This window comes from Pseudonocardia sediminis (genome assembly GCF_004217185.1).
Classification (GTDB): domain Bacteria; phylum Actinomycetota; class Actinomycetes; order Mycobacteriales; family Pseudonocardiaceae; genus Pseudonocardia; species Pseudonocardia sediminis.
This window is the reverse complement of record NZ_SHKL01000001.1, coordinates 5491905-5513022: the sequence shown is the minus strand read 5'-3', so window position 1 is coordinate 5513022 and position 21118 is coordinate 5491905. Positions and strand designations below refer to the sequence as shown.

Sequence of the window (21118 nt, the reverse complement as noted above, 5' to 3'; positions counted from 1 at the left end):
GTCTGACCTAGACTTCGAACATCAGTTCGATGCACCGTCTCCCCGCGGTGCACCGGACGGCGGCGGCGAGGCGGGGAGGCGTTCGGTGATCGATGCGGCGGTCGGGTCCAGGGGGCCTGTCGACGTCGAGGAGGACGCGGCGACGGCTGGGGAGCCCGTGGCCGCGTCTCCGGATCCCGGAGCCGGGTCGCGGGACGGGCGGGGGCCCTCCCGCGACCCGGCGGCACGGGCGTGCGACCGGGGCGGTCGGCTGGAGCTGGCCCGTGGGTTGCTGCGCCGGATGGAGACCCGCAGCGAGCGTCCGCACGAGGCGCCGGTGCCGGGGGAGGACGGTCGGCTGCTGCCGGTGCCCGGGCCGCTGGCTCCGCTGCTGCCCGGGGGCGGGTTGCGCCGGGGGTCGACGGTGTCGGTCGCGACCGGGCCGGGGGCCGGGTCGTTGCTGTTCGCGCTGCTCGCGGCGGCGTCGCAGGACGGCACCTGGGCCGGGGTGATCGGACGTCCGGGGCTGGGCGCGGTGGCCGCGGCCGAGGCCGGGGTCCGGCTGGACCGGCTCGCGCTGGTGCCGGAGCCGGGGCCGGACCTGGTCGCGGTCGCCGCCGCGCTGCTCGACGGCCTGGACCTGGTGGTGATGTCCGGTCCGGAGCGGGCCGGGATCCGGGCCGCGGACCGGCAGCGGCTGGCCGCGCGGGCCCGGCAACGCGGCGCGGTGCTGCTCGCGCTCGGGTCCTGGCCGGGCGCCGACGTGCGGTTGCACTGCGCGACGGTGCACTGGGAGGGCGCCGACGCCGGGGCCGGGCGTCTACGGTCTCGCCGGGTCGAGGTCCGCGCGCACGGCCGGGGGACCGGGGCCGCGGGCCGCAGCGCCGAGCTGCTGCTGCCGGGTCCGGACGGGCGGGTCGCCGTCGCCCCGCAGCGGGCCGGCCGGGGCACCGTGCCGTCGACGCGGGTCGTCGCGGCGGTGGCCGGATGAGCGGCGAGGACCGGGTTCTGGCGGTGTGGTCGCCGGACTGGCCGGTCACCGCGGCCGCCCGCGCCGCGGGTGTCCCGGCGCACCGTCCGGCCGCGGTGTTCCACGCGAACCGGGTGCTGGCCTGCTCGGCCACGGCGCGCCGGGCCGGTGTCCGGCGGGGGCTGCGCCGGCGCGAGGCCCAGGCCCGCTGCCCGGACCTGGCCGTGCTGGCCCCCGACCCGGACCGCGACGCGCGGGCGTTCGAACCGGTGGTGGTCGCGGTGGAGGAGCTCGCCCCCGGCGTGGAGGTGATCCGCCCCGGTCTGCTCGTGCTGCCCGCGCGCGGCCCGGTCGGCTGGTTCGGCGGGGAGCGGCCCGCGGCGGAGCGGCTGATCGACCAGGTCGCACTGCACACCCGGGCCGAGTGCCAGGTCGGGTTCGCCGACGGGACGTTCGCCGCGGTGCTCGCCGCCCGCCGCGGCCGGGGCGTCGAGCCGGGGTGCACGCCGGAGTTCCTGGCCCCGCTGGAGGTGGCCGAGCTGGACCGGGACCCCGACGTCGACCGCTCCGAGCTGGTCGACCTCCTGCGACGGCTCGGGCTGCGCTCGCTCGGGGCGTTCGCCTCGCTGCCGGCCGCGGACGTCGCGTCCCGGTTCGGAGCGGACGCGGTGGCCGCGCACCGCCTGGCCCGCGGGCTCGACCCCCGCCCGCCGGTGCGCCGGGTCCCGCCGGAGGAGCTGGCCGCCGAGCTGGAGCTGGACCCGCCGGTGGACCGGGTGGACGCCGCCGCGTTCGCCGCCCGCGGGCTGGCCATGGAGCTGCACCGCACGCTGGCCGGGCACGGTCTGGCCTGCACCCGCCTCGGCGTGCACGCCCGCACCGGGTCGGGGGAGGAGCTGCTGCGGGTCTGGCGCTGCGCGGAGCCGTTGACGCCCGCCGGCACGGTCGACCGGGTGCGCTGGCAGCTGGACTCCTGGCTGGCCCGGGGCGGGTCCGGCGCACTGGTCGCGCTGCGGCTGACCCCGGAGGACACGGTGACCGCCGGTGCGCTGCAGCGCGGTCTGTGGGGTGACGTCGGGGAGGCCGACGAACGGGCCGGGCGCGCTCTGGTCCGGGCGCAGGCCCTGCTCGGCCCGCAGGCCGTGCTCACCCCGGTGCTCACCGGCGGGCGGGACCCGGGCGAACGCGTGCGTCTCGTGCCCTGGGGGGAGGAACGCGCCCCGGACCCGGCGGAGGAGCTCCCGGCGGTCGTCCCCGTGGCGGTCCCGGAGGCCGTCCCGGAACCGGTCCCGCTCCTGTCCCGGCCCGCTCCGGTGGATCCAGGACCGGCGCCCGCCGCGACGCCACCCGCCGCGACGCCACCCGCCGCGACGCCACCCGCCGCGACACCGCTCGCCGCGACATCGCTCGCCGCGACACCGACCGCTACGACACCGATCGCCGCGACACCGACCGCTACGACACCGATCGCCGCGACACCGACCGCTACGGCACCGACCGCCGCGGGCCCGCCCGATGCGCGACCGCCCGGCCCGTCCTCGGGACGGGCGCGCACGACCTCACCGGTCCGCAGCCGCCCGCCCCGCGACCCGCCGCCGTCGTGGCCCGGCCGCCTCCCCACCCCGTCGCCGGCGACGGTGCCCCCGGAACCGATCCCGGTGCAGCTCCTCGACGTCGACGGCGAGCCGGTGCACCCGGCCGCCCCCGACCTGCTCGGATCGACCCCGGCCCGGCTCGTCGACAGCGGACGGCCGCCCCGGGAGGTCCGGAGCTGGGCGGGGCCCTGGCCGGTCCGTCAGCGGTGGTGGGGCGCCGGGAGTGCGCCCGCCCCGGAGATCGTCGTGCGCATCCAGGTCGTGCTCGCCGACGGCGCCGCCTTGCTGCTCGTCCACCGCGGCCGGGGGTGGTGGGTCACGGGCGTCTACGACTGAGGGGCGTGGCCGGCCGTCGAGCGTCACGTTCCGGCGATCAGCACCGCCGCTTCGTGACGCTCGATCCGTCGTCGTTCCCCGCGACCGGTCGAGCGTCACGTTCTGGTCGGGTGGTCGTCCACTTCGTGACTCTCGACGGGCGACGGGCGACGGGCGACGGGCGACGGGCGACGGGCGACGGGCGACGGGCGACGGGGCGACGGGGCGACGGGCCGGACGGATCGGGGCTGCCAGGGCAAAGGGGATCCACGGGTCGTCCGTGCCACCCGCTACACGACGGCGGGCGCGGCACGGGTCCTCCTCGATCCGGCGGAGGCGGCCGGCGTCTACCGCGCCGGGATCCCGTCCAGCGACACGGCGAAGCGCCCGATCCCGAGGGCCATCGCGTCGATGTTGCGGTCGAAGGCGGTGCGGTCGACGTTGGTCAGGCGATCGCACTCGGTGTGGTAGCACGGGTCGTAGGGCTGCCCGGCCTGTCCGCCCCAGGCCTGGGCCTGCTCGGGGGTCTTGCGCTCCTCGGCGCCGGTGAACAGACCACCGGCGGGGATGCCGGCCTCGATGAACGGGCCGTAGTCCGAGCGCCCGTCGAAGTCGGTGCCCTCGGCCCGCACCCCGACCGAGCCGAGACCGTCGACCAGCACCTTCTCCACCACGTCGGATCCGGCCGGTCCGGGGCCCGCGCCCTCGTCGTCGGAGTTGTCGCCGTCGTAGGCGAGGTAGCCGGCGTTCGGCGAGCCGACCATGTCGAAGTTCAGGTACGTCGCGATCTTCTTCTTGTCGGCGTCGGAGAGCGACTCGACGTACTTGGTGGACCCGACCAGCCCGATCTCCTCGGCGCCCCACCAGGCGAAGCGCACGCTCTGCCCGGCCGGCGGCGCGGCGCCCAGCTTCTGCGCGATCTCCAGCAGGGCCGCACTGCCGCTGCCGTTGTCGTTGATCCCGGCGCCCTCGGGCACCGAGTCCAGGTGCGCCCCGGCCATCACCACGCGGTTCGGGTCGCCGGTCGTCGTCTGTGCGACCACGTTGCGGCTGGTCTGCTGCTGCAGGGTGGTCGCGAGCAGCAGGGTCGCCTGGGCCCCGTTGCGCCCGACCAGGGTCTGCCCGGCGCTCCTGGTGACCGACGTACTCGGGACGACCCCCTGGGTGTCGCCGAGGGTGGCCGAGAGCGGTGTGTCGTCGGTGTTGACCACCACGACGCCCGCCGCGCCGGCCTGCCCGGCGAGCTGGGACTTCTGCCCGAACGGGCAGGTGCCGCGCAGGACCACCGCGATCGCGCCGCGGGGCATCCCGGCGAAGTCGGCGGTCTCGCAGCCCGACGTCGCGTCCTGGGGCACGACGAACAGCGGTGCGGTGAGACCGCCCGGCGCGGTGGCCGGGGAGAAGCCGAGCACCGAGGACTCGACCGCGGTGCCGCCGACGGTCAGGCGCTGGTCCTGCACGGAGAACGTGCGGACGTCGAAGGACGGGGTCTGCACCTCGTAGCCGGCCTGGCGCAGCGCCCCGGCGACGTACTCGACGCTCGCGTCGTAGCCGGGGGTGCCGACGGCGCGGTTGCCGTCGTTCTCGTCGGCGATCCGCTCCAGGGCCTGCAGGTGGGTGACGGCGTCGTCCCCGCTCACCGCGTCGGCGAGACGCCGGGGCAACGTCGGGTCGGCCGCGGCGGCGGACTGCCCGCCGGATCCACCGGACGCCCCGGTGTTCGACGACGAGGACGCCAGGCCGGGACCGGCCGGCTCGTTCGCGCACGCCGCGAGGGCCGCCGTCGTCGCCACCACGGCCACTGCAGCCAGAACGCGTCGTCTGATGGATCGCATGAGCCAGTGTCCCCCGATGCCCGGTTTCGTCTCGTCCGCATCGTGTCATCCCGGGGCCGTCCGGAGTAGCGGAAGCAGTTGTCCACAGGAGTTGTCCACACTGTGATCACCCAGGGTGTCCGTCGCCGGGTGCGATCGGGGCACGATCCACGGACTGTTCACGGCTCGGTCTCAGCTCTTACACAGATACGGCTGGTGAACTGTTCTCACAGCACGGGAGCGGCCGTTCCGACCGGCCGCTCCACTCCTTCCGGAGCAGTCCGGTGCCGACGCTGGGGAGCGGTCGGCACCGGGCGGCTCCGGGTCCTCGTGCGAGGCCGGCCGGCGCTGGGGAGCCCCCGGCCGGCCACGCACGTACTCCCGTCCGCTGTCGTTCGAATATCTGTTCGACTACGATGGCCCGGGTGGGCTGGCAGAACCCGGACGTCCCGTGGACCGAGCTGGAGGGCGTGCTCTCCGGTCGTGCCGGGGCACGGACCGGGTCGAGCCTGAGCGGCGGCCCGGAGGCCGACGGCGGTGACGCGCCCGCGTGGTCGGCGCACCGCGGCCCCTACGAACCGCCGGACACGCTGACGGCCGAGGAGACGCACAGCCCGTACGCGGAGCTGCACTGCCACTCCAACTTCAGCTTCCTCGACGGCGCCGCGCACCCCGAGGAGCTGGTCGAGCGGGCCTTCGAGCTGGGCCTCGACGCGATCGCCCTCACCGACCACGACGGTATGTACGGCGTGGTCCGCTTCGCCGACGCCGCCCGCGCGCTGGGCGTGCGCACGGTGTTCGGCGCCGAGCTGAGCATGGGCCTGTCCGCGCCGCAGAACGGCGTCGCCGACCCGGAGGGCGAGCACCTGTTGCTGCTGGCCCGCGGCCCGGACGGCTACCGGGCGTTGTGCCGCACGATCTCCACCGCCCAGATGCGCGGAGCGGAGAAGGGGCGTCCGGTCTACGACCTGGACGAGGTCGTCGCCGACACTGCGGGCAAGGTCGTGGTGCTCACCGGCTGCCGCAAGGGCTCCGTCCCGCGCGCCCTGGAACGCGGCGGGCCGGGCGCGGCCGCGGCGGCGCTCGACGAGCTGGTCCGGCTGTTCGGGCGCGAGCACGTCCGCGTCGAGCTGACCCGGCACGGCGTCCCCACCGACACCGAACGCAACGACGCGCTGGCCGCGCTCGCCGAGGCCGCGGGCGTCGCCACCGTGGCCACCACCGGCGCGCACTACGCCCGCCCGGACCGGGCGCCGCTGGCCGAGACGGTGGCCGCGGTGCGGGCCCGGCGCAGCCTCGACGACGCCGACCCGTGGCTGCCCGCGGCCGGCGCGGCACACCTGCGCGGCGGCGCGGAGATGGCGCTGCGCTTCGACGACCGTCACCCCGGTGCGGTGGCCCGCGCCGCGGAGCTGGGCCGCGAGCTGGCCTTCGAGCTGCGCCTGGTCGCACCGGACCTGCCGCCGTTCGACGTCCCGCCGGGGGAGACCGAGGCGAGCTGGCTGCGCGCGCTGACGATGCAGGGCCTGATGCGCCGTTACGGGAGCGCGACCGAGCACCCGTTCGCCGCGCACACCGTGTTCCGCGAGCTGGCGATCATCGAGGAGAAGAACTTCCCCGGCTACTTCCTGATCGTGCACGACATCGTGGCGTTCTGCGCCCGCGCGAACATCCTGTGCCAGGGCCGGGGATCGGCCGCGAACTCCGCGGTCTGCTACGCCCTGGGCATCACCAACGTCGACGCCGTGCGGCACGGCCTGCTGTTCGAGCGGTTCCTGTCCCCGGACCGCGACGGCTACCCCGACATCGACCTCGACATCGAGTCCGGGCGCCGGGAGGAGGCGATCCAGTACGTCTACCGGCGCTACGGCCGTCTCTACGCCGCGCAGGTCGCGAACGTGATCACCTACCGTCCGCGCTCCGCGGTCCGCGACACCGCCCGCGCGCTCGGGTTCTCGCCCGGGCAGCAGGACGCCTGGAGCAAGCGGGTCGAGCGCTGGCACGCCCTCGAGGCCGCGGCACTGCCCGAGGACATGCCGCCGCAGCTCCTCGAGCTGGCCGGGCAGCTGATCGGCTTCCCGCGTCACCTGGGCATCCACTCCGGCGGCATGGTCATCTGCGACCGCCCGGTCTCGGAGGTGGTGCCGGTGGAGTGGGCGCGGATGGCCGACCGCACCGTCGTGCAGTGGGACAAGGAGGACTGCGCGTCGGCCGGTCTGGTCAAGTTCGACCTGCTCGGGCTCGGCATGCTCACCGCGCTGCACCTGATGCTGGACCTGGTGGCCGCCCACGACGGGCTCGACATCGAGCTGCACGAGCTGGGCGAGTCCGACCCGGAGGTCTACGCGATGCTCTGCCGGGCGGACTCGGTCGGGGTGTTCCAGGTGGAGTCCCGCGCCCAGATGGCGACGCTGCCCCGGCTGCGCCCGCGGGTGTTCTACGACCTGGTCGTCGAGGTCGCGCTGATCCGGCCCGGCCCGATCCAGGGCGGCTCGGTGCACCCCTACATCCGCCGCCGCAACAACCTGGAGAAGTGGGAGCACGACCACCCGCTGCTGAAGCCGGCGCTGGACAAGACGCTGGGCATCCCGCTGTTCCAGGAGCAGATGATGCAGATCGCGGTGGACGTCGCCGGGTTCTCCCCGGCCGAGGCCGACGAGCTGCGACGGGCGATGGGCGCCAAGCGCTCGACCGAGAAGATGGAGAACCTGCGCGAGCGCTTCTACGCGGGGATGGCCGTCAACGGGATCACCGGCGAGCTCGCCGAGTCGATTTTCACGAAGATGCTGGCGTTCGCCAACTTCGGTTTCCCGGAGAGCCACTCGATCAGCTTTGCGGCGCTGGTCTACTACTCGGCCTGGTTCAAGCTCTACCACCCGGCCGCGTTCTGCGCGGCCCTGCTCAACTCCCAGCCGATGGGCTTCTACTCCCCGCAGTCGCTCGTCGCCGACGCGCGCCGGCACGGGATCCGGGTCCGGCACCCGGACGTCAACGACGGGCGCGCGGAGGCGACGCTGCAGCCGGACCCGGGCAGCGACGGCGGGCACGCGGTGCGGCTGGGCCTGGCCGAGGTGCGCACGATCGGCACCGACCTCGCCGAGACGATCGACGCCGAGCGCGACGCCTCCGGGGCGTTCGCCGACCTGGCGGACCTGGCCCGGCGGGTCCGGCTGACCGGACCGCAGGCCGAGGCGCTGGCCACGGCCGGGGCGTTCGGGTGCTTCGGCGTCGAGCGCCGGGAGGCGCTGTGGGCGGCCGGGGTGGTGGCCGGGGTGCGCCCGGGGCACCTGCCGGGCACCGCGGTCGGCCTCGACGCCCCGGCGCTGCCCGGGATGACCGACGCCGAGCTGACCGTCTCCGACGTCTGGGCCACCGGCGTCTCCCCGCAGAGCCACCCGATGCAGCACCTGCGCGGGCGGATGGACGCCCTCGGCGCCGTCCGGATCGACCGTCTCGACGCGGTGGGACGCCGGGCGGGGCCGGACGCCCCGCCGCGGGTGCTGGTCGGCGGTCTGGTGACGCACCGGCAGCGTCCGGCGACCGCCCGCGGGGTGACGTTCGTGAACCTGGAGGACGAGTCCGGGATGCTGAACGTGACCTGCTCGCAGGGACTGTGGGCGCGCTACCGCCCGGTCGCGCTGGGCAGTGCCGCCCTGCTCGTGCGCGGACGGCTGGAGCGCAGTCCGGAGGGAGTGCTGAACCTGGTCGCGGACCGGCTGCAGCGGCTGCCGCTGGCCGTCGCGGTGAAGTCACGGGACTTTCAGTAGCCCCGGGTTCCCGACGGGCCGGAACGGCCGGACGCGGGCCCCGCCGTGTCGGCGGAGCCCGCGTCGGGTCGGAGCGGGTGGTGGCTACTTCTGGATGGGGTTACCCATCGCCATCTCCTTGCCGCCCAGGTCCTGGGCGAAGTTGGCGTAGGCGATGTAGGCGAAGACCGCGGAGAAGATGAAGGTCGTGATCCCGGCGATCGGGAACAGGCCCGCCGCACCGGCGCTGACGCCGATGAAGGCCAGCACGAACGTGATGTCGACGAACACGAAGGCCGTGGTGAAGGCCAGCGGCAGCCGCAGGGTGGCCAGCGTCATCAGGATGAACACGATCGTGAACGACAGCAGGTAGGTCGCCTGGATGTTCGCCACCTGGTCGGCGGTGATCGCCTCGCCGGTTCCCGCGTTGATGATCCAGCCGTTGTTCAGGGCCAGTACGAGGAACCCGAAGCTGAACCAGAACGCGGCGAACAGTCCCAGCACGCCGGCGACCGCGTTCGCGCGTTCCCGGGCGGCCCAGATCGTCGAGATGATCAGGCCCATGCCGGCCGAGAACATCAGGATCGGGATCATGCCGCCCGGCAGCGCCGTGGTGTCCAGGTAGCCGACGAACCACAGGCCCAGCGTGATACCTCCTGGCAGCACGGTGATCAGGGCCAGGGGGATGGGGTTGGCGGCGGGTGCGGCCGGTTCAGCTGCTGCGGCCGCGGCGTGTGCCCCCGCGGTGTCACTCTCCACGCTCATGAAATACTCGCAATCAGATCGGGCCGGTCCGACACCGGCAGAGTGATTCTGCTCTCAGCAAGATTGTTTCGGCCCCTCCGAACGGGCAGACCGGGCCCACGACCTTTCGTGCACGCGTCCTCCGCGTCACGCCTGGTCGAAGGGGACAAGCCCCTCCTTTTGTCGCACGTGGGCCCGTGCACCCATCGATTGGCGAGGGGTACTTGCCCCGACCGTCCCACCTGTGCCATACCCGTGACGTGGGTCATCCACCCGGCGACGCCGTTTCCCCGGTGCCCCGGACGGCTCTGCGAGGATGACGGCGTGAGCGCACGGGTGATGGACGGCAAGGCGACGTTGGCGGAGCTGCTCGAGGACCTCTCGGGCCGGGTGCAGAAGCTGGCCGCGGCCGGCGTCACGCCGGGTCTGGGGACGGTCCTGGTCGGGGACGACCCCGGCTCGCACGCCTACGTCCGGGGCAAGCACCGCGACTGCGCCAAGGTCGGGATCACCTCGTTCCAGGAGGAGCTGCCCGCGGACGCGTCGCAGGCGCAGGTCTCCGACGTCATCGACCGGCTCAACGCCGACCCGGCCTGCACCGGGTTCATCGTGCAGCTGCCGCTGCCGAAGGGCCTGGACTCGGGCGCGGCGCTGGAGCGGGTGGACCCGGACAAGGACGCCGACGGCCTGCACCCGACGAACCTGGGCCGTCTCGTGCTCAACGAGCCCGGCCCGCTGCCGTGCACCCCGCGCGGCATCGTCGAGCTGTGCCGCCGATTCGGCGTCGAGCTGAACGGCGCGAACGTGACGGTGATCGGCCGCGGCGTGACGGTCGGCCGCCCGCTGGGCCTGCTGCTGACCCGCCGCAGCGAGAACGCGACCGTCACGCTGTGCCACACCGGCACCCGCGACATGGCCGCGCACGTGCGCGACGCCGACGTGGTGATCGCCGCGGCCGGGGTGGCCGGGCTGATCACGGCGGACATGGTGAAGCCGGGTGCGGCGGTCCTCGACGTCGGCGTCACCCGCACCGACCTCGGGCTCGTCGGCGACGTCGACCCGGAGGTCGCCGAGGTGGCCGGCCTGCTGGCCCCGATGCCCGGCGGTGTCGGGCCGATGACACGCGGGATGCTGTTGACGAACGTCGTGGAAGCAGCCGAGAGGAACCTGTCGGCGTGAGTGCCGGGGTCGGTGGAGGCCGGGGCAGCATGTCCGGGCACTCGCTGCGGGCGCGCCTGTCCGCGCACTGGCCGTTGCTGCTGGTGCTGGCGCTGGCGCTGATCGGCATGCAGAGGGTGCTGACCGAGCACTGGCGCGAGGGCGCGGCGCTGCTCGGACTGGCCACGCTCGTGGCGGCAGGACTGCGGGTGCTCCTGCCGCCGGACCGGGTGGGCCTGCTGGCCATCCGGGGCCGGACGGCGGATGCGCTGATCTACGGCGGGTTCGGGATCGCCGTGCTGGCGCTGGCCCTGACGATCACCCGCGGGTCCTTGTCGGTCAGCTGAGGTTGCGGGCCGGCGACGCGGGTGTGCGCGTCGGCGGACGGCGCGGGCCGGCCGGGCGTTTGCTGCCCGGTCGTCCGGGCCCGGTACTGGTGGCGGTCGCCGGCCGCACTCGTACCGGTGCGGCCGGACCCGGTCCGGGCGTCTGCCTCGGAGGCCGGTGGGCGTCAGTGATAGTGATCATCGCTAACAAGATGATACCGGCCGGTAGACGACCTTCCGGCCCCGGGTGAGGGTTCGTTCCAACGATCACGAAGGATCCGCAGGTGCCGGGGGAAGTCGATCGCCGCAGCACTTACCGTGGGTCCGTGTCCGACTCGACCCCGTCCCGCCCGGCCGTTCCCCGTCTCCCCGCGCTGGCCCCCGACGACCTCGACGACGCCCAGCGGGCCGTGCACGCCGAGCTGACCGGCGGCGCCCGCGGCGGCGTCCCCGCCGCCCCCGACGGCAGCCTCGCCGGCCCGTTCAACGCCATGCTGCACGCCCCGGCCGTCGGGGGTCCGCTGCAGGAGCTCGGCGCCGCACTGCGCACGCGTGGTGCGTTGCCGGGCCGGGCCCGTGAGCTGGCCGTCCTGGCCGTCGCCTCGCACCACCGCAGCGCGTTCGAGTGGTGGGCCCACTCCTCCATCGCGGCCCGTCTGGGTGTCCCGGACGAGCTGGTCGAGGCCGTCCGGACGCAGGACCCGGCCGTGCGGTCCGGCGACGTGACCGAGCAGGTGGTGCTGGACGCGACCTGGATCCTGCTGGGCACCGGGGACCTCGACGACCTGCAGTACGCCGCGGTGCACGACGCGCTCGGCGACGCCGGCCTGGTCGAGCTGACCACGCTCGTCGGCTACTACGCGCTGCTGGCGATGCAGCTGCGGGTGTTCCGGGTGGCGCTTCCCGAGGGCGCCGTCGGCGCCTGGACCTGACCGGGTCCGATGTGGTCCCCCGATCGGGGGCCGATCACGGCAGTATGTGTCCATGAGCGACCGCGCCGGCCTGATCGTCGACACCCTCGTGACCGCGTTCGACGACCTGATGGCCGCCGACCCCGCGGCGTTCCGGACGAAGTTCCGCAAGATGGCGGGGAGCCCGTTCGCGTTCTACCGCGGCAGCGCGTGCCTGTTCTACGCCGACGCGGCGGAGCGCGAGGACCCGTGGGCCGACGAGCGGACGTCGCGGGTGTGGATCCAGGGCGACCTGCACGCGGAGAACTTCGGCACCTACATGGACGGCGACGGCGTCCTGATCTTCGACGTGAACGACTTCGACGAGGCCTACGTCGGGCACTTCACCTGGGACATCACCCGGTTCGCGGCCAGCCTGGCGCTGCTGGGCTGGAGCAAGGCGATCTCCGACGACGACATCACCGACCTGGTCGAGCGTTACGTCCGCGCCTACCTCGACCAGGTCCGCTGGTTCGTCGAGTCCAGTGACGACCGCAGCTTCTCGCTGCGCCTGGACACCACCGACGGCCCGGTCCAGCAGGTCCTCGAGCTGGCCAAGCTGCGCACCCGCGTCTCCCTGCTCGACGGCATCACCGAGACCGAGGGCTTCGACCGGATCCTGCGCGACGGCCCCGGGCTGCGCCGTCTCGACGACGCCGAGAAGGAGAAGGCGAGCGAGGCGTTCCGGCGCTACGTCGAGACGATCCCGGAGCACAAGCGCCACCGCGGCGTCGCCTACGAGATCAAGGACATCGCCGGACGGTCCGGGTTCGGCATCGGCAGCGCCGGCCTGCCCGCCTACACCGTGCTGGTGGAGGGCCTGAACCAGGCGCTGGACAACGACATCGTGGTGTCGATGAAGCAGGGCAACATCGCGGCGCCGTCGCGGGTCGTCACCGACGAGTCGGTGGCCGGGCACTTCGAGCACCACGGGCACCGCACCGCGGTCTCCCAGCGCGCCCTGCAGGCCCACGCCGACCCGATGCTGGGCTGGACCGACGTCGACGGCGTCGGGTTCGTCGTCAGCGAGGTCTCGCCCTACGAGGCCGACCTGGACTGGTCCGAGCTCACCGAGCCCGACGAGATCGGGCCGGTCGTGGAGTACCTGGGCCGGGCGACGGCGAAGGTGCACTGCGTCGCCGACTCCGACGCCGACCACTCGCTGGTGGACTTCCAGACCGAGGAGGCGATCGAGAACGTCGTCCGCGGCCGGGAGGACGAGTTCGTGGCCTGGGTCGTGGAGTTCGCCCACTCCTACGCCACGCAGGTGCGTGAGGACCACGCCCTGTTCGTCGACTCCTTCCGCGAGGGCCGCATCCCGGGCGTCTCCGCCAGCGGCTGAGCGGGGACCGTGGTCACCACTCGAACGGTGCCGACAAGCCGTCGAACATCGGGAAGTGGCGGACGTTGAGCGTGGCGAGATCGCAGCCGTGCACGAGAGCGGTCGCCGCGATCAGATGGTCCGCGATACCGATCGTGTGGTGCGAACGGTGGAACCGGCGGCGGAGCTCACCTGCCTGCCGTGCGACGGCGTCGTCGACGGGAAGCGCGATCAGTGTGTCGAGCAGCCGGACGACGTCGCGACGCTCGGCGGACCGCATCCCGCCGGTGATCTCGGCGACGGAGACGACACTGATCGCCAGGCGTCCGGTCCGCTTCCGGGCGTCGGTCAGCCAGAGACGGGCGGCCTCGTGTGCACGCAGATGCGCGATCAGCACATCGGAGTCGACCAGGATCATCGCGAGGCGATTCGCTCCAGGTGGTCACCTCGTGCTCCGTCGCCGCGTTCGACGGTGAGGTCGACGTCGGAGAGGGCGCCGAACGAACCGTCGATGGCGGCGAGGTCGGAGTCGAGGTCGTCCGAGCCGCCCTGGAGAGCGCGGTCCAGGATGCGTCGCACGAGCTCGGCACGCGAGATCCCCTCCGCCCGGGCGCGGGCGTCGAGCTCGGCACGCTGCCCATCACTGAGGTAGATGTTCGTGCGATTCATACACCACAACATACATCAGAGTGGGCCTCCCATCGCTGTGAACAGCACGAACGGGACCCGGGGTGCACTGGTGCACCCCGGGTCCCGTTCGTGGGGCTCAGCGCGTGGTCAGAACCCGTCGATCGCGGCGTTGAACGTCGCGGACGGGCGCATGATCTCGTCGGCCTTGGCGCGGTCGACGTAGTAGTAGCCACCCAGCTCGACCGGCTCGCCCTGCACCGCGGCGAGCTCGGAGACGATCGCGTCCTCGTCGGCGGCCAGCTTCTCGGCCAGCGGGGCGAAGATCGAGGCCAGCTCGGTGTCCTCGGTCTGCTCGGCCAGGGCGCGGGCCCAGTACAGCGCGATGTAGAAGTGGCTGCCCCGGTTGTCGATCTCGCCGACCTTGCGCGAGGGCGACTTGCCGTTCTCCAGCAGCGCCCCGGTCGCGTCGTCGAGCGCCTGCCCCAGCAGCTTCGCCCGCAGCGGCTCCTCGGTCTTGGCCGCCAGCATCTCCAGCGAGACGGCCAGCGCCAGGAACTCGCCGAGGGAGTCCCACCGCAGGTGGTTCTCCTTGACCAACTGCTGCACGTGCTTGGGCGCCGAGCCGCCGGCCCCGGTCTCGAACAGCCCGCCGCCGTTCATCAGCGGGACGATCGAGAGCATCTTCGCCGACGTGCCGAGCTCGAGGATCGGGAACAGGTCGGTGAGGTAGTCGCGCAGCACGTTGCCGGTGACCGAGATCGTGTCCTCGCCGGCCCGCGCACGCTCCAACGTGTAGCGGGTCGCGTCGGCCACGTTCTTGATCTCGATCGTCAGACCGGACGTGTCGTGCTCGCCGAGGTACTCGCGCACCTTCTCGATCAGCTGCGCGTCGTGCGCGCGGTCGGCGTCGAGCCAGAACACCGCCGGTGCGCCGGTGTCGCGCGCCCGCTCGACGGCCAGGCGCACCCAGTCGCGGATCGGGGCGTCCTTGGTCTGGCAGCCGCGCCAGATGTCGCCCTCGGCGACGGTGTGCTCCAGCTTCGTCGCCCCGGAGGCGTCGATGACGCGCACGGTGCCCGCGACCGGGATCTGGAACGTCTTGTCGTGGCTGCCGTACTCCTCGGCCTTCTGCGCCATCAGCCCGACGTTGGGCGTGGTGCCCATCGTCGTCGGGTCGAACGCGCCGTGGGCCTGGCAGTGCTTGACGGTCTCGTCGTAGAGCGCGGCGTAGGACGAGTCCGGGATGACGAACTTGGCGTCCTGCTGGGCGTCGTCGGCGTTCCACATCTGCCCCGACGTGCGGATCGCGGCCGGCATCGACGCGTCGATGATGACGTCCGAGGGCACGTGCAGGTTCGTGATGCCCTTCGACGAGTCGACCATCGCCAGCGACGGGCCCGAGGAGTAGGCGTCGGTGATCGCCTTCTCGATGGCCTCGCGCTTGTCGGCGGGCAGCTTCTCCAGCGCGGTGAGGATCGAGGCCAGGCCGTCGTCCGGGCTCGCGCCGACCGAGGCCAGGTCGTCGCCGAAGGAGGCGAACACGTCACCGAAGTAGGCGCGCACCGCGTGCCCGAAGATGATCGGGTCGGAGACCTTCATCATCGTGGCCTTGAGGTGCACCGAGAACAGGACGCCCTTCGCCTTCGCGTCGGCGACCTGCTCGGCCAGGAAGGACTGCAGGGCCCCGCGGCGCATCACGGCCCCGTCGACGACCTCGCCGGCCAGGACCTTCAGGCCCTCCTTGAGGACGGTGACGGTCCCGTCGGCGGCGACGTGCTCGATGCGCAGCGTGTCGTCGGCCGCCGAGGTGTAGGACGTCTCGGAGTGCCGGAAGTCGCCGTCGTCCATCGTCGACACGTGCGAGGCCGAGTCGGAGGCCCAGGCACCCATCGAGTGCGGGAACTTGCGGGCGAAGTTCTTCACCGACGCCGGCGCGCGGCGGTCGGAGTTGCCCTCGCGCAGCACCGGGTTGACCGCGCTGCCCTTGACGGCGTCGAAGGCCTTGCGGGCGGCCTTCTCCTCGTCGGACTGCGGGTTCTCCGGGTAGTCCGGGATGTCGTAGCCGGCGCCCTGCAGCTCCGTGATCGCGGCCTTGAGCTGCGGGATCGACGCGCTGATGTTCGGCAGCTTGATGATGTTCGCGTCCGGCGTCTTGGCCAGCTCGCCCAGCTCGGCGAGGGAGTCCGGCACCCGCTGGGCGTCGGTCAGCCGGTCCGGGAACTGGGCCAGGATGCGGGCGGCGAGCGAGATGTCGCGGGTCTCCACGTCGACCCCGGCCTTGCCGGCGAACGCCTCGATCACCGGAAGGAACGAGTGCGTGGCGAGCGCCGGCGCCTCGTCGGTGTAGGTGTAGATGAGCTTCATCGTTGCTTTCGGCCTGCCTCTGGCTCGTCGGGAGAGGGCACAGGGGCGTTCCGCGCCGGCGATGATCCGGGCCTGCGGGCCGTTCCCGGCGAGTTACCAGGGCGGGAGAGGGCCCACGGGCGAGAAGCAGGCGTCGGCGCTGCCCCGCTGAGCACACGCTATCGGTTGTGCACCCACATGCGCGTGCAGAGTAACCGGACGCACGTACTGGATGGATTCCCGGCGCGTGCCGACACCCCCGCGCGGAGGATCTCGGTCCCGGGCCCGCTCCGATACCGTGGGGTGGCACCGCCGCTCGGCGGGGCAGGGGAGGAGCGCGCGTCGATGTCGAACAGGTTCTCCCTGCCGGGACTCAGCAAGTCCTGGCTCACCGGCTGGCCGCTGGTCGGGATCCTCGGCGTCGGCCTGGCCCTGGTGGCCCTGCTCTACGGCAGCGCCACCGACAACCTGGACAACGCCTGCACGATGACGGTCCAGGCCGAACGCGTCCCGGTGCGCCCCAGCCCCGGCACGGCCGAGGCCCCGACCGCGACCTTGGCCAAGGGGACCGAGGTCGCCGCGCAGCCGGTCACCGACAGCGGCTACCGCAAGCTGAACGACGGTGGCTGGGTCCCGTCGAGCAGCGTGGCCGCGACCTCCGGCAGCGTCTGCTGAGCACACCCACGGTGCTGAGCGGACGGGCTACCCCGTTGGTGCGAACGGACGCGTCATACGTCAGGGTGGTCGCATGCCGACCGTGAGCACCGCCAACGTCAACGGGGTGCGGGCGGCCGCTGGCAAGGGCCTGCTGGAGTGGGTCGCCGGGTCCGACGCCGAGGCCATCTGCCTGCAGGAGGTCCGGGCCCTGCCCGACGAGGTCCCGGTTGCGCTGACCGACCTGCTCGCCGAGCACGGCTGGTGGCTGACGCTGGCGCCCAGCGAGACGGCGAAGGGGCGCAGCGGCGTCGCGGTGCTGACCCGCACCGAGCCCGACGCCGTCCGCATCGGGTTCGGCGACGACGAGATCGACGTCCAGGGCCGCTACCTCGAGGTGGACGTGCCCGGGCTGACGGTCGCGTCGCTGTACCTGACCAAGGGCGTCACCGGCACCGACAAGCAGGTCGCCAAGGACCGCTTCCTCGACGTGTTCGGCCTCTACCTGCGCACGGCGTTCGACCGCAGCGCCGTCGACGGACGCGAGATGGTGGTCTGCGGCGACTTCAACATCGCCCCCACCGAGCTCGACCTGCGCAACCACAGGACCAACCAGAAGAACTCGGGCTTCCTCCCGCACGAGCGGCGGTGGTGGGCCGACCTGCTCGATCACGGGTGGGTCGACGTGGTGCGGGAGCTGCACCCGGACACCGACGGCCCGTACTCGTGGTGGACCTACCGCGGACGGGCCTTCGACAACGACGTCGGCTGGCGGATCGACCACCAGCTCGCCACCCCGGGGCTCGCCGCCCGGGCCAAGGACGCCGTGGTGGAACGGGCACCCGCGCACGACCGGCGCTGGTCCGACCACGCTCCCGTGACCGTCCGGTACGAGGCGTGAACCGCAGCCGGGTCGTCGGCGGGCGCTACCTGCTGCTGGCCGAGCTCGACCGCAGCGGGTTCGGGAGGTCCTACAAGGCCGAGGACCGGATCACCGGACGTCAGGTGGCGGTGATCGAGATCCGGCTGCCCGCCGCGCCCGGCGACGGCGACGATCCACTGAGGGACCGCCTCCTGCGCGAGGTCCGCGCGGCCGGGCGGATCCGGCACCCCGGTGTCGTCCCGGTGCAGGACCTGGTCACCGACCGGCTCCCGGACGGCAGCCTGCGCGAGCACCTGATCACCGAGCTGCCCGACGCCCGGGCGCTGTCCGCGGTCGTCGCCGACGGACAGATGCCGCCGCGGCGGGTCGCGTCGATCGGGCGCGACGTGCTGACCGCACTGGGCGCGGTGCACGCCGGTGGCATCCCGCACGGCGGGCTGAACCCGGACTGCGTGCTGGTCGACGGGGCCGGACGTGCGGTGGTCACCGACATCGGGCTGGCCCGCGCGGTCGGCGGGCCCGCCGGCGCCACCGACGCCGGCGGGTTCCTCGCCCCGGAGCGCCGCGCGGGCGGGCCCGACACCCCGGCCGCCGACCTGTGGGCCCTGGGCGCGGTGCTGCACCACGCGACCGGCCGCCGCCCGCCGTCGAACGGGCCGCTGGCCGAGGCGATCGCCGGTCTGACCGCGGCCGACCCGGAGCAGCGGCTGTCGCCGCCGGAGGCCGACGCGCTGCTCGAACGTGCGTCCCGGCCGGTCCCCGCCGCCGGTGACCTGGGACGCTCGCGCACCCTGTTGCTGGTCGTGGCCGGGATCCTGCTGGCGGCCGTCGTCGTGATGGTCGTCCTGGCACTGCTCTAGGAACCCCGCCCGAGGGCCCGGCGGGACACCCACGGGCGTGCCGAGGCGTATTCCCGGCGGAACCCGGTGATCGTGTGAGTATCACGGCCATCGCGCGGTTCGTGATCGGTACCTAGTGTGGTGGGATGGCTGACCTGCCCGATCCGATCGTGTCCGCCACGCCCGCCGGCGCGGCGTCCGAGGCCCCGGCGCCCCACGCGGGCGCTCCCCAGGAGGCGGCTCCCAGCGCGTCCTCGCTGAAACGGGCCCTGCGGCGGGTCCGCGACGGCGCCGCCCTGGACGTCACCGAGGCCTCGGTGCTGCTCGCCGCCCGCGGTGAGCAGCTCGACGAGCTGCTCTCCCACGCCTCCCGGGTCCGCGACGCCGGCCTCGTCGCCGCCGGGCGCCCCGGCGTCGTCACGTATTCCCGCAACGTGTTCATCCCGCTCACCCGGCTGTGCCGGGACCGCTGCCACTACTGCACGTTCGTCACCGTCCCGCACCGGCTGGACTCGATGTACCTCGAACGCGACGAGGTCGTCGAGATCGCCCGCCAGGGTGCCGCCCAGGGCTGCAAGGAGGCCCTGTTCACCCTCGGCGACCGGCCCGAGGACCGCTGGCCGCAGGCCAAGGAGTGGCTGGAGGCGCGCGGCTACGACTCCACGCTGGACTACGTCCGGGCCTGCGCGATCGCGGTGCTGGAGGAGACCGGCCTGCTGCCGCACCTGAACCCGGGCGTGCTGAGCTGGGCCGAGCTGACGCGGCTCAAGCCCGTCGCCGCCAGCATGGGGATGATGCTCGAGACCACCGCCGAGCGGCTGTGGTCGGAGAAGGGCGGGCCGCACTACGGCAGCCCGGACAAGGAGCCCGCGGTCCGGCTGCGCGCGCTCACCGACGCCGGACGCGTCGGCGTCCCGTTCACCACCGGCATCCTGATCGGGATCGGGGAGAACCGCACCGAGCGCGCCGAGTCGATCTTCGCCATCCGGTCGGCGTCGCGCCAGCACGGTCACGTGCAGGAGGTGATCGTCCAGAACTTCCGGGCCAAGCCGGACACCGCGATGGCCCACGACCCGGACGCCGACCTCGAGGACCTGGCCGCCACGATCGCCGTCTCCCGGCTGGTGCTGGGCCCGAAGATGCGCATCCAGGCGCCGCCGAACCTGGTCGGGGACGAGTACGGCCTGATGCTGCGCGCCGGCATCGACGACTGGGGCGGCGTCTCCCCGGTGACCGTCGACCACGTCAGCCCGGAGATGCCATGGCCGGCCGTCGACGAGCTGGCCGCCCGCACCGCCGAGGCCGGTTTCACGATGCGCGAGCGGCTCACCGCGTACCCGAAGTACGTCAACGCCGGGTCGCCGTGGATCGACACCCGCCTGCACTCCCACGTCGCGGCGCTGGCCGGGGAGGACGGCCTGGCCCGGGAGGACGCGGTCGTCACCGGCCTGCCGTGGCAGGAGCCCGACGGCGGTTTCGAATCCACCGGGCGCACCGACCTGAACAGCTCGATCGACACGACCGGGCGCACCGACGACCGGCGCACCGACTTCGGCTCGGTCTACGGCGACTGGGACGAGGTCGCCTCCGAGCTGGCCGACCAGCGCTCCCGGCACGGCGAGACCGGCGCCGGCACGGTGCCCAGCCGTCTCGACGCCGACGTCCGCGCGGGCCTGGACCTGGCCGCCTCGGACCCGGCCGCGCTGCTCGACCCGGCGCACCACGACAAGGCGATGGCCGTGCTCACCGCGGACGGCGCGGGCCTGGAGGAGCTGGCGCGCCTGGCCGACGACGTGCGCCGCGACGTCGTCGGTGACGACGTCACCTTCGTGATCAACCGCAACATCAACTTCTCGAACGTCTGCTACGTCGGGTGCCGGTTCTGCGCGTTCGCCCAGCGCGAGCGCGACGCCGACGCGTTCCGGCTCTCGCTGTCCGACGTCGCCGACCGCGCGGCCGACGCCGCCCGCGACGGCGCGACCGAGGTCTGCGTGCAGGGCGGCATCGACCCGCAGCTGCCGGTGTCGTTCTACGCCGACCTGGTGCGCGGCGTGCGCGAGGCCGTGCCCGGGATGCACGTGCACGCGTTCTCGCCGATGGAGATCGTGTCCGCCTCGGCCAAGGCCGGGGTGTCGATCCGGGAGTGGCTGACCGAGCTCAAGGCCGCCGGGCTCGGCTCGATCCCGGGCACCGCCGCGGAGATCCTCGACGACGAGGTCCGCTGGGTCCTGACCAAGGGCAAGCTGCCGGCGTCGCAGTGGATCGAGGTCGTCTCCACCGCGCACGAGCTGGGGATCGCGTCGTCGTCGACGATGATGTACGGCCACGTCGACGAGCCGCGGCACTGGCTCGGGCACCTGCGCACACTCGCGGAGATCCAGGACCGGACCGGCGGGTTCACCGAGTTCGTGCCGCTGCCGTTCGTGCACCACAACGCGCCGATCTACCTGGCGGGCCTGGCCCGTCCGGGCCCGACCGAGCGGGACAACCGGGCCGTGCACGCGTTCGCCCGGCTCGCCCTGCACGGGCGGATCGACCACATCCAGTGCTCGTGGGTGAAGCTCGGCGACGACCTGTCCGCCGACATCCTGCGCGGTGGCGCCGACGACATGGGCGGCACGCTGATGGAGGAGACGATCAGCCGGATGGCCGGGTCGGAGAACGGCTCGGAGCGCTCGGTGGAGGAGCTGACGGCGATCGCCACCGGCGCGGGACGCCCGGTGCGCCAGCGCACCACGACCTACGCGGGTGAGCCGCAGGTCCTCACCCCCGCTCCGCGCGCCACCCCGCGCCTGCTCCCCCTGGCCTGAGCCCCCGTCCCAGCGAACGGCACCCTCGTCGGAGTCTTGGC

General features: G+C 73.5%; 16 protein-coding genes. 11 read left to right on the top strand and 5 right to left on the bottom strand.

Annotation, left to right across the window (positions count from 1 at the left end; all coding sequences use genetic code 11):
- The first annotated feature begins 157 nt into the window (after positions 1-157).
- Together EV383_RS25755 and EV383_RS32970 are read left to right on the top strand one after the other, a co-directional pair.
- Positions 158-970, top strand: coding sequence for a hypothetical protein (locus EV383_RS25755; RefSeq protein ID WP_242623315.1), 813 nt, complete (start codon positions 158-160; stop codon positions 968-970).
- Positions 967-2880, top strand: coding sequence for a DNA polymerase Y family protein (locus EV383_RS32970; protein WP_130292314.1), 1914 nt, complete (start codon positions 967-969; stop codon positions 2878-2880). Before EV383_RS25755 ends, EV383_RS32970 begins: the two co-directional genes overlap by 4 nt.
- A 326-nt stretch (positions 2881-3206) precedes the next feature.
- Here the strand turns inward: EV383_RS32970 and EV383_RS25745 are convergent, their stop codons facing one another.
- Complete coding sequence (locus EV383_RS25745; RefSeq protein WP_207223662.1) at positions 3207-4652, bottom strand: M28 family metallopeptidase; 1446 nt, start codon at positions 4650-4652, stop codon at positions 3207-3209.
- A gap of 446 nt (positions 4653-5098) precedes the next feature.
- Between EV383_RS25745 and EV383_RS25740 the strand changes: the two genes are divergently transcribed.
- Positions 5099-8440 (top strand): error-prone DNA polymerase, encoded by a 3342-nt coding sequence (locus EV383_RS25740; protein WP_130292312.1) that lies wholly within the window; start codon positions 5099-5101, stop codon positions 8438-8440.
- A gap of 84 nt (positions 8441-8524) precedes the next feature.
- On the opposite strand, the gene EV383_RS25735 is transcribed toward EV383_RS25740, so the two are convergent.
- Complete coding sequence (locus tag EV383_RS25735; RefSeq protein WP_130292311.1) at positions 8525-9184, bottom strand: GPR1/FUN34/YaaH family transporter; 660 nt, start codon at positions 9182-9184, stop codon at positions 8525-8527.
- Positions 9185-9487: 303 nt separating this feature from the next.
- Between EV383_RS25735 and EV383_RS25730 the strand changes: the two genes are divergently transcribed.
- The 4 genes from EV383_RS25730 to EV383_RS25715 all read left to right on the top strand — a co-directional run bounded on the left by EV383_RS25730 (position 9488) and on the right by EV383_RS25715 (position 12939).
- On the top strand, positions 9488-10342 hold the full coding sequence (locus EV383_RS25730) for a bifunctional methylenetetrahydrofolate dehydrogenase/methenyltetrahydrofolate cyclohydrolase (RefSeq protein ID WP_130292310.1): 855 nt from the start codon (positions 9488-9490) through the stop codon (positions 10340-10342).
- On the top strand, positions 10339-10668 hold the full coding sequence (locus EV383_RS25725) for a DUF3017 domain-containing protein (protein ID WP_242623314.1): 330 nt from the start codon (positions 10339-10341) through the stop codon (positions 10666-10668). Before EV383_RS25730 ends, EV383_RS25725 begins: the two co-directional genes overlap by 4 nt.
- 305 nt (positions 10669-10973) lie before the next feature.
- On the top strand, positions 10974-11579 hold the full coding sequence (locus tag EV383_RS25720; protein WP_130292309.1) for a carboxymuconolactone decarboxylase family protein: 606 nt from the start codon (positions 10974-10976) through the stop codon (positions 11577-11579).
- 52 nt (positions 11580-11631) lie between these two features.
- Positions 11632-12939, top strand: coding sequence for a DUF2252 domain-containing protein (locus EV383_RS25715; protein WP_130292308.1), 1308 nt, complete (start codon positions 11632-11634; stop codon positions 12937-12939).
- A 13-nt stretch (positions 12940-12952) separates the two neighbouring features.
- Here EV383_RS25715 and EV383_RS25710 read toward each other — a convergent pair whose 3' ends face one another.
- From EV383_RS25710 to EV383_RS25700, 3 genes are all read right to left on the bottom strand, one after another.
- Positions 12953-13336 (bottom strand): type II toxin-antitoxin system VapC family toxin, encoded by a 384-nt coding sequence (locus tag EV383_RS25710; RefSeq protein WP_130292307.1) that lies wholly within the window; start codon positions 13334-13336, stop codon positions 12953-12955.
- A complete protein-coding gene (locus tag EV383_RS25705) occupies positions 13333-13587 on the bottom strand; it encodes a ribbon-helix-helix domain-containing protein (RefSeq protein ID WP_130292306.1) in 255 nt (84 codons plus the stop codon). Before EV383_RS25705 ends, EV383_RS25710 begins: the two co-directional genes overlap by 4 nt.
- Positions 13588-13695: 108 nt before the next feature.
- Positions 13696-15912 (bottom strand): NADP-dependent isocitrate dehydrogenase, encoded by a 2217-nt coding sequence (locus EV383_RS25700; protein WP_130292305.1) that lies wholly within the window; start codon positions 15910-15912, stop codon positions 13696-13698.
- A gap of 324 nt (positions 15913-16236) precedes the next feature.
- On the opposite strand from EV383_RS25700, the gene EV383_RS25695 reads away from it, so the two are divergent.
- The 4 genes from EV383_RS25695 to EV383_RS25680 all read left to right on the top strand — a co-directional run bounded on the left by EV383_RS25695 (position 16237) and on the right by EV383_RS25680 (position 21077).
- Positions 16237-16566 carry a hypothetical protein gene (locus EV383_RS25695; protein WP_130292304.1) on the top strand — a complete coding sequence of 110 codons (330 nt, stop codon included), beginning with the start codon at positions 16237-16239 and terminating at the stop codon, positions 16564-16566.
- A gap of 73 nt (positions 16567-16639) precedes the next feature.
- Positions 16640-17446, top strand: coding sequence for an exodeoxyribonuclease III (gene xth, locus EV383_RS25690; protein WP_130292303.1), 807 nt, complete (start codon positions 16640-16642; stop codon positions 17444-17446).
- Complete coding sequence (locus tag EV383_RS25685) at positions 17443-18288, top strand: serine/threonine-protein kinase (protein ID WP_165438503.1); 846 nt, start codon at positions 17443-17445, stop codon at positions 18286-18288. Before xth ends, EV383_RS25685 begins: the two co-directional genes overlap by 4 nt.
- Positions 18289-18524: 236 nt before the next feature.
- Entirely contained in the window at positions 18525-21077 is a 2553-nt protein-coding gene (locus EV383_RS25680; protein WP_242623513.1) for a bifunctional FO biosynthesis protein CofGH, read from the top strand.
- Positions 21078-21118: the final 41 nt, after the last annotated feature.

What these genes read in the sequence shown, in the direction of transcription:
- EV383_RS32970 (WP_130292314.1), top strand. Translation starts at nt 967, where the DNA reads ATGAGCGGCGAGGACCGGGTTCTGGCGGTGTGGTCGCCGGACTGGCCG.
- EV383_RS25735 (WP_130292311.1), bottom strand. Translation starts at nt 9,184, where the DNA reads ATGAGCGTGGAGAGTGACACCGCGGGGGCACACGCCGCGGCCGCAGCA.
- EV383_RS25715 (WP_130292308.1), top strand. Translation starts at nt 11,632, where the DNA reads ATGAGCGACCGCGCCGGCCTGATCGTCGACACCCTCGTGACCGCGTTC.
- EV383_RS25710 (WP_130292307.1), bottom strand. Translation starts at nt 13,336, where the DNA reads ATGATCCTGGTCGACTCCGATGTGCTGATCGCGCATCTGCGTGCACAC.
- EV383_RS25705 (WP_130292306.1), bottom strand. Translation starts at nt 13,587, where the DNA reads ATGAATCGCACGAACATCTACCTCAGTGATGGGCAGCGTGCCGAGCTC.
- EV383_RS25700 (WP_130292305.1), bottom strand. Translation starts at nt 15,912, where the DNA reads ATGAAGCTCATCTACACCTACACCGACGAGGCGCCGGCGCTCGCCACG.
- EV383_RS25695 (WP_130292304.1), top strand. Translation starts at nt 16,237, where the DNA reads ATGTCGAACAGGTTCTCCCTGCCGGGACTCAGCAAGTCCTGGCTCACC.
- xth (WP_130292303.1), top strand. Translation starts at nt 16,640, where the DNA reads ATGCCGACCGTGAGCACCGCCAACGTCAACGGGGTGCGGGCGGCCGCT.